Annotated in this window: 1 pseudogene; it reads left to right on the forward strand. The window is 60.4% G+C overall.

What is annotated here, in order from left to right:
• Positions 1–66: 66 nt before the first annotated feature.
• Positions 67–910: pseudogene (locus IE224_RS20870) on the forward strand (IS3 family transposase); the annotation flags it as partial.

Consider the following 910-nt stretch of genomic DNA (forward strand, 5'->3'; position numbering starts at 1 on the left):
TGACCTGCCCCCCGGAAGTTCCCTCGCTGTGATGTAGAGTCTGCGCAACCTGAAGGAGCAGACGAGATGAGGAAAAGCCGTTTCACCGAGGCGCAGATTATCGGGATGATCAAAGAGCAGGAGGCTGGTTTGCCCACTGCTGACCTCTGCCGGAAACATGGGCTCAGCCCCGCAACCTTCTACAAGCTGAAGGCCAGATACGGCGGGATGGACCTGTCCGATGCCAAAAGGCTGAAGCATCTTGAGGACGAGAATGCGCAGCTGAAGCGCCTGCTGGCCGATACGATGCTCGATAACGTCGTGCTGAAGGATCTCTTGGGAAAACCCTGACGACGCCGATGCAACGGCGGGACGCAGTGTTGCGGGCAATGCGCGATCATCCGATCTCTCAACGCCGGGCCTGCGTCCTGATCGGTGTCGATCCGAAGACGGTGCGGCGCGAACGGCCGCCCGACAATCAGGAGATCCGTAAGGAGATGCACAAGATTGCCGAGAAGCGTCGCCGCTTCGGCTATCGGCGTGTGGGCATCATGCTGGAGCGCAAAGGCATGGTCATGAACGAGAAGAAGCTCTACCGCATTTACCGGGAAGAAGGCCTGTCGGTGCGCCGCAGGCGCGGCCGTAAGCGGGCGCGCGGCAGCCGGAGCCCCATGCCCATACCGTTGCTGCCGAACCAGAGGTGGTCGCTGGACTTCCTGTCCGACACGTTTGGAGCCTGCCGGAGGTTCCGCATTCTGGCCGTGAACGACGATTGCTGCCGCGAAAACCTCGCGTTGATTGCCGATACCAGTATCTCGGGGGCGAGAGTTGCGCGGGAGCTCGACGCTCTTGTCAGGATCTATGGAAAACCCGCCTGCATTGTCAGTGACAATGGCACTGAGTTCACCAGCAAGGCAATCCTGAGGTGGGC

Source organism: Paracoccus aerius (assembly GCF_014656455.1).
Taxonomy (GTDB): Bacteria; Pseudomonadota; Alphaproteobacteria; order Rhodobacterales; family Rhodobacteraceae; genus Paracoccus; species Paracoccus aerius.